This is a genomic window from Streptomyces sp. NPDC050422 (assembly GCF_044458665.1).
GTDB lineage: Bacteria > Actinomycetota > Actinomycetes > Streptomycetales > Streptomycetaceae > Streptomyces.
In genome coordinates this window covers 303,854-310,280 of record NZ_JBITIE010000012.1, presented here as the reverse complement: position 1 = coordinate 310,280, position 6,427 = coordinate 303,854, and the positions used below count along the sequence as shown (strand labels likewise).

The 6,427-nt window shown below is 65.1% G+C and carries 7 protein-coding genes and 1 pseudogene; 7 read left to right on the top strand and 1 reads right to left on the bottom strand.

Annotated features, from left to right (window positions below; translation table 11 throughout):
* From ACIBJG_RS21330 to ACIBJG_RS21310, 5 genes are all read left to right on the top strand, one after another.
* The coding region (locus tag ACIBJG_RS21330) for a hypothetical protein (protein WP_399309359.1) at positions 1–1,954 on the top strand (1,954 nt) is incomplete at its 5' end.
* Entirely contained in the window at positions 1,951–2,814 is an 864-nt protein-coding gene (locus ACIBJG_RS21325) for an immunity 49 family protein (protein ID WP_399309357.1), read from the top strand. The genes ACIBJG_RS21330 and ACIBJG_RS21325, both read left to right, overlap by 4 nt.
* A 33-nt stretch (positions 2,815–2,847) precedes the next feature.
* A complete protein-coding gene (locus ACIBJG_RS21320) occupies positions 2,848–3,060 on the top strand; it encodes a hypothetical protein (RefSeq protein WP_399309355.1) in 213 nt (70 codons plus the stop codon).
* Positions 3,061–3,175: 115 nt separating this feature from the next.
* Entirely contained in the window at positions 3,176–3,697 is a 522-nt protein-coding gene (locus tag ACIBJG_RS21315) for an immunity 49 family protein (protein WP_399309354.1), read from the top strand.
* 427 nt (positions 3,698–4,124) lie between these two features.
* Positions 4,125–4,862, top strand: coding sequence for an immunity 49 family protein (locus ACIBJG_RS21310; RefSeq protein WP_399309382.1), 738 nt, complete (start codon positions 4,125–4,127; stop codon positions 4,860–4,862).
* 27 nt (positions 4,863–4,889) lie between these two features.
* Here ACIBJG_RS21310 and ACIBJG_RS21305 read toward each other — a convergent pair whose 3' ends face one another.
* A complete protein-coding gene (locus ACIBJG_RS21305; protein ID WP_399309352.1) occupies positions 4,890–5,237 on the bottom strand; it encodes a hypothetical protein in 348 nt (115 codons plus the stop codon).
* Positions 5,238–5,356: 119 nt separating this feature from the next.
* Between ACIBJG_RS21305 and ACIBJG_RS21300 the strand changes: the two are divergent.
* Both ACIBJG_RS21300 and ACIBJG_RS21295 read left to right on the top strand, forming a co-directional pair.
* Positions 5,357–6,150: pseudogene (locus tag ACIBJG_RS21300) on the top strand (Scr1 family TA system antitoxin-like transcriptional regulator).
* On the top strand, positions 6,143–6,355 hold the full coding sequence (locus ACIBJG_RS21295; protein ID WP_399309350.1) for a DUF397 domain-containing protein: 213 nt from the start codon (positions 6,143–6,145) through the stop codon (positions 6,353–6,355). Before ACIBJG_RS21300 ends, ACIBJG_RS21295 begins: the two are co-directional and overlap by 8 nt.
* Positions 6,356–6,427: the final 72 nt, after the last annotated feature.

Sequence of the window (6,427 nt, the reverse complement as noted above, 5' to 3'; positions counted from 1 at the left end):
CGCCACGGGCCTCACGATCAGCATCCTGCCGATGGGCAACCTCCTCTGGGCCGTCCCGGAGGACAAGCTCCCCTCCTACCTGCGTGATTCCCGCAACGCGATGAAGGAGACCGGCAAGGCGCTGCTGGCCTGGGACCAGTGGGGCGAGAACCCGTCGCGCGCCGCCGGGGCGGTGACGTTCAACGTGATCACGACGGTCTTCACCGGCGGCACGGGCGGCGCGGCCTCCGGCGCCGGGAAGGCAGCCCTGGCAGCGAAGGCCCTGTCCACCGCCGGCAAGGTGGGCCGGTTCGTCGACCCGATGACGTACGTCTTCAAGGGCGCGGGCATGGGCCTGACGAAGATCGGCGACGTGATGGCCGGCTTCAAGGGCCTGGGCACCTTCGAGGTCCCCGCCCTCCCCGAAGGCGTCGTCACCCTCCCGGAAGGCGGCTTCAAGCTCGCCGACGGAACCCTGCACCTCCCGGAGGGCTCGGCGATCCCGGACAGCGCGTTCAAGGTCCCGAGCAACTCGTTCAAGCTCCCGGACGGCGCGGACATCCCCGCCGGAGCGATCGACCTGGGCGACGGCGTGGTCCGCCTCCCCGAGGGCATGGCACCCCCGGCAGGCTCCCTCCGCATCCCCGAAGGCGCCCTCAAACTCCCCGAGGGCACAACAGCCCTGCCCGAGAACGTGCTCGAGGGCACGGACGAGTTCGGCAACACCGTCTACCTGGACCGCCCGGGCAACGTCCTCAAGGAGGACGGCACCCTCAAGCAACACCACAGCGCCGCGAAGCCGGAGGGTCTGGACACGGTCGCGGGCGACCCTCACCTCGATATGCCAAGCAGGGCACCCGAGATGGCCGGCGTCGGCGCTCACTCCGCTCAGAACTCGGCCGGTCACCAGTCCCCCGGCTTCAGCGCAACGGACAATGCCACCACCGGCGGCCGGCTCGACGTCACACCGACTACCGGCGGCCACGGCGGCAGCACCGGCCCGGCCGTCCCTCACCAGAGCGGCAGCCACGGTGGAGGCAACGGCAGCGGACCAGGTCACGGTTCCGCCGCGGGGCACGGGCTGCCCGAGCCCCGGGACCCACGCACGTACACCCCGGCCGAACGCCAAGCGATCATGGAACATCAGGTGGCACGCGCGAATTCAGATCCCGCCTACCGCAAGGAGTACTACCGCAAAAACGGTTACCGCCTCAACGATACTCGCGCCGACTGGACGAACCTCGTCCCTCCGCAGCTCGTTAAATTGCCCGATGGGACCTGGGTGGCGAAAACAGACCTCGCACCCCCACTGCACCCTGACTATCTCGACGAGATCCCGGTGGAAAGTGGGCGCAAGGCAGCCACTCCGGAGGCGCGCGCGAAACTTGACGAATTGGCGAAGGCCAGACATGACGCCATTGCCGCAGACCGTCCGTTCCACGTGGAACACGGCAATGCCAGGAGAGAGTACAAGCTCCATCGAACCGACGAGCTGCGTCTAGCCCTGGATGAAGCGGCTGAAAGACACCGTGGCCCACACGGCACATCCACGAAGGCCAGCGAAACGTACGGTGAGGAGGTTGCACGCCTGCACGCGATTCCCGAACTTTACCCGAACGCCAAACCAGAAACCCTGTACGGACCCAAGAACGGCAATGATCAGTTCGACCAGGTTTACAGGGACGGCGATCGATTCATCGTCGTAGAAGCGAAGAGTCACGTGGACACGAAGCTGGGGGAACGCCTTGTCGATGGAGCGCGCTACTCCCAGGGATCCCGAACATACTTCCTCGACATTCTTGACCATATGAAGGAGAGGAGGCGTAAGTTTCCCAGCGAAGGGAAATTGTCGGACGATCTACGAAACGCCCTTCGGGATGGTCGGGTCGATTACATCGTTGTCAGGGGTCAGGACAACGCAGGCGCATACACTGGATATTCCACTCAGAAGTTCGACATCAGGGAGCTTTCGTGACTGTGACCATCCCTCGCCACGGCGTGCCTGGGCCCGACGATGAGGGTTTTGCTCGCGACCTGACCCAAGAGACCATCGATGAGATCTGCTCTATTGAGCAGTCGCCGCACATGCTCGACGCGCTGTGGAACTCCGTGCGGACCTGCATCCGCGCCCGCTCGACAGTCGACCCCACATGCTCAGGTATCGAAACCTGGGAAGCCGTGGTCAACGCTATGCAAGTCGGATCGGCGGTCTTCCGGACCGCGACTGCCGCCGGCGGCACCGTCGAGTGCCGCATCCATCACGAGATGCGCACCCTGCCCGTCACCGGCCCCCGGACCTTCATCAACGCACCGTCGTGGATCGATGCCTTCTGGTTCGCCGTCATCTGCCGCGATCAGGATCGGATGACCGAACTGTGCGAGGTACCGATGGATTTGCTGCGCGCCTCGGGTGCACAGCACGACGAATACCTCTATCACTGGGTAGCCACACTCCAGGCGTACTGGTTGCGCAAGCAGCCTGAAATGGTCGAGTCCCTGACCACGGCCTTCCAGACCTCCCACCCCGACGTGACCGAAATCGCCCCGCGAGACTGGCTGCAGAACATCTCGTACCCGCCGATCAATCTCTTCTACCAGTTCGTCAAACACGACCACGACGGCTTCAACACCGCCCTCGTAGAAGCACTTGAACTCCACAAAACCTACTGGACAAAAGACGAAGACCGCGAGGAAGACATCAAAGGGCTTTGGGCCATCGGCCCACTGGCCATCGCATGCCTCGCCTACGACGGCGATTTCCCCATCGACGTCGAATCCGAATACCTCCCCCAGCACCTCCTCCAGCGCAGCTGGGTCGGAGAATTTCCCGTCTAACCCACCCCTGACCAATCTCCTGAGGAAACAGCATTGATCACCAACGTTTCCCGCCATCCATTTCCTACGGAGAACGCGGAGGCGGGCTGCGCTGTTCTCCAGGAGAGCGCCGACGGGTGGATCGACAGTCTGGAGGCGGACTCCACCAGTCCGGGCGAGGCATTCGACACCTCGCTCCTGCTGGCCAAGGGGCACTGCCTGCTGGACCCGCAGGAAGCGGCCTTCCCACCTGGGACGCCTGGGTGAACTCGATGCAGATCGCCTCCGCCATCTTCGCCTCCGCGACCACGCCCGAGGACCACGTCCAGTGCCGCATCGCGCACAAGGACCGCACCCTCCAGGCCACTGGCCCCAGCGGTACATGACCCCCGGCACCTGGCTCACCGCCTTTTACCTGGCCGTGGTGTGCCGGGAACGGGACCGGATCACGGCCCTGTGCCGAGTGCCCTTGTCTCTGCTGCGGGAGAACGGTGCACACTGCGACGAGTTCGAGTACGCCTGGATCGATGCCCTCCAAACATACTGGCTCGGCGGCGACGGCCTCGGCTCGAAGCTGGTGGCCGCGGTCGACGGCACGGACCCGGGAACCGCCGCCGACCAGAAGACGGCGGGCAAGCTTCGCTACCCGCCAATGGAGATGTTCCACCGGGTCATCCGCAACGATCCCGCTGGATTCAACCGCGCTCTCGCCGACGCCCTCCAGTGGCACAAGGAGTACTGGACCGATGAGACCCGAGTCGGCCTGATCTCGGGACTCGTCGCCCTCGCGCCGCTCGCCATCGCGTGCTTCGCCCACGACGCGGGCATCCCCATCGACGTGGAGTCCGACTACCTCTCTGTCGCACTCCTGGAGCGCTCCTGGGCAGGCGAGTTCCCGACATAGGACATGAACTGACGGATCGATTTGTCCGCCGGCGCCAGATGCGCAGGGAAGTCGTCCCGGGCCCTTACTCAACCCGAAGTTGAGAGTGATGTGGGCGCTCCCCCACCCGCCATAAGGTGCTCCAGCGGTATTCGTCCCGCCCACTTCGCTCTCAACTTCCCGCCGATCGCTCCGCTACCGGAAGCGGAGCGACAAACCGCTACCTCGCGGACCTATCGAACAGCCTCGCTGCGCCCTTGGGTTCAGCGACCGTCGCCGCACGACTCAGCGCACCAGGTTGCCCTGCCGACGGGTCCTGAGCCTCGTATCCGGTAGCCAGGGCTCGAGGGAAGTAGTCCGGAGCGACGGCTGCCGGCCCTCGCGGCGGAGACGAGATCGAGAAAGACGCTGAAGGGGTGGTCGGGGAAGTACGTGGCGTAGGCCACGGCTGACGTTCTCGCTCGGCGCCGCGCAAGGGAACTGCCTCCTGGATCCCGAGGCGGGTGAACTCGACACCTGGGAGTCGTGGGTACTGGCCATGCAGGTCGGGTCCGCGCTCTTCCTGTCGGGCACCACGTGGGAGAGCACGGTGGCCTGCCGGGTCGGGACCCTGGACGAAATACGCACGCTCCCAGGGACAGGTCCACAGGACTACCTGCACGCTGGGAACTGGCTCATCTCCTTTTACCTGGCCGTGATCTGCCGCGAGAACGACCGGGTGAACCAACTGGCCCAGGTTCCAGTGCCGTTTCTGCGTGCTTCCGGTGCTGAGTTCGACGAGTACGTCTACACCTGGATCGAGACTCTCCAGCACCTCTGGTTCGGCCGCCCCCAGACTTGGGACTCCCTGGTCAGCGCGATCCAGGGCACCGCGCCCGACCAGGCCCGGATCGCGAGCACCGAACTGATGCTGAAGATCCTCTACCCGCCGCTGGAACTCTTCCAGCTCTACCTGCGCCGCGAGAACCAAGCCTTTACCGACTCGCTGGCGACGGCTCTGACCTGGCACAAGGAGTACTGGACCGCGGACGAGGCCCGCTCGCTGAGCGGCGACGGCCTCGTCGCCCTGGGCCCATTGGCCATCACGTGCATGGCGTACGACGCGGATATGCCGATCGACATCGAGTCTGCGTACCTCCCGAAACACCTGCTCCAGCGCAGCTGGATCGGCGAATTCCCCACCTGACCGTCCGCCGGGAGCAGCCTGACCAGTTCAGACAGTCACCGGACTGACACGGTCGGGTTCCCCGCCCGGCCCGCCGAGGCGCTGCCCCCGACTGCGGGCGATGCGGTGGACGTCTCGTAGCGACTCGGCCATGCGCGCGGCCAGGAAGCGGAGCTGATCGCCGGTGGTCGACCGGTCGGCGATCATGTCGTGCGCGTGGTCGAGCAGGTCGACACACATCGACAGTTGCGCGCTCTCCATCTCGTCGGCCAGTCGGGAGACGTATCCCGTGCCGTCTCCGGAGACGTAACAAGGCCTCCCCTCCGGGCTTGACCACGGCAGCAGCCGCAGCGTCTCCACCCGGCCGTCGCTCGCACCACGTGGGGTCTTCGTCATCGCGCACCCTCTTCTTCCCGTTGCCGCTGTGTAGTGATTCGCTCACAGAGTGCGACCGGCACGGCTAGGCTCGCCAGGGGGTGCGAGGTGACGCAGGCTTCGTCGCAGGGGAGTTGACCTTGAGTAATACCTACGGCCAGTGGTTGAAGGCCCAGCGCGAGGCCGCCGGGATGACCCAGCAGCAGTTGACCGATGCGGCGCTCATGACGCGGTCGCATATCTCGCACATCGAGGCAGGGCGGCGCGTTCCGTCGAAGGAGGACGCACGGCTGCTGGACTTGGCTCTGGGTACGGGGAATGTGCTCAGTAGTTTTCTGCCGGACCAGGATGCGGCGGTAGCCGAGTACTTCGAGGCCGCCCTTCAACTTGAGCAACAAGCAGTGGTGATCAGGGAGTTCGCTCTCTCTTTCGTGCCTGGAATTCTCCAGACCGAAGCCTACGCACGCGCTCTGTTCGGCATGGGATTCCCACCGCTACGTCAGGAGGAGTGCGACAAGGCCGTCGTCACACGGCTGGGCCGTGCGCGGATTCTCCAGGACCCTACGTCGCCCGTGGTCTGGGCGCTGCTGGACGAGGCAGTGCTACGTCGCCCTGTCGGTGGGCAAAAGGTCATGGCCGAGCAGCTCAGCCATATCGTGAGCCTCGTCGAGAGTGACCGCATCCGCGCCCACATCATTCCGTCTCGCTCGGGTATCACCCTCTGCTGGAGAACATGCTGACTCTGATGTGGTTCGAGGACCAGCCACCGGTCGCCTACAGCGAAGGGCTGCAGATGGGGAAGCTGCACGACTCCCCGTCCGTGGTCGAGCTGCTGCAAGGCCGCTACGCTCTCGCCCTGAGTGACGCATTACCACTGAAGGAGTCGCTGGCACTGCTGAAGGCGACAGCGAAGGGCTACGAAGAGCATGACTGAGTACACACCCTCTGCGCCCAACAATTGGCGCAAGTCGTCCTACAACAACAGCGAAGGCGGTAGCTGCGTCGAAGTCCAGGACCACCACTCCCACGCCGTCCCCGTCCGCGACTCCAAAACCCCCCACGCCCCCGCCCTCCTCATCCCCCTCGCCGGCTGGGCCTCGTTCGTCGAAGCCGTGAAGGCGGGAAAACTCACCGCTTGACCGGCGGCGCCGAAGCAGCGAGCCGCATCGGATGTTCACCGCCAACTGGCCTTGCCCTAGAGCGCGGTTCAA

Coding starts and splice junctions, on each gene's coding strand:
- ACIBJG_RS21295 (WP_399309350.1), top strand. CDS start 6,143: ATGACTGAGTACACACCCTCTGCGCCCAACAATTGGCGCAAGTCGTCC.
- ACIBJG_RS21315 (WP_399309354.1), top strand. CDS start 3,176: ATGACCCCCGGCACCTGGCTCACCGCCTTTTACCTGGCCGTGGTGTGC.
- ACIBJG_RS21305 (WP_399309352.1), bottom strand. CDS start 5,237: ATGACGAAGACCCCACGTGGTGCGAGCGACGGCCGGGTGGAGACGCTG.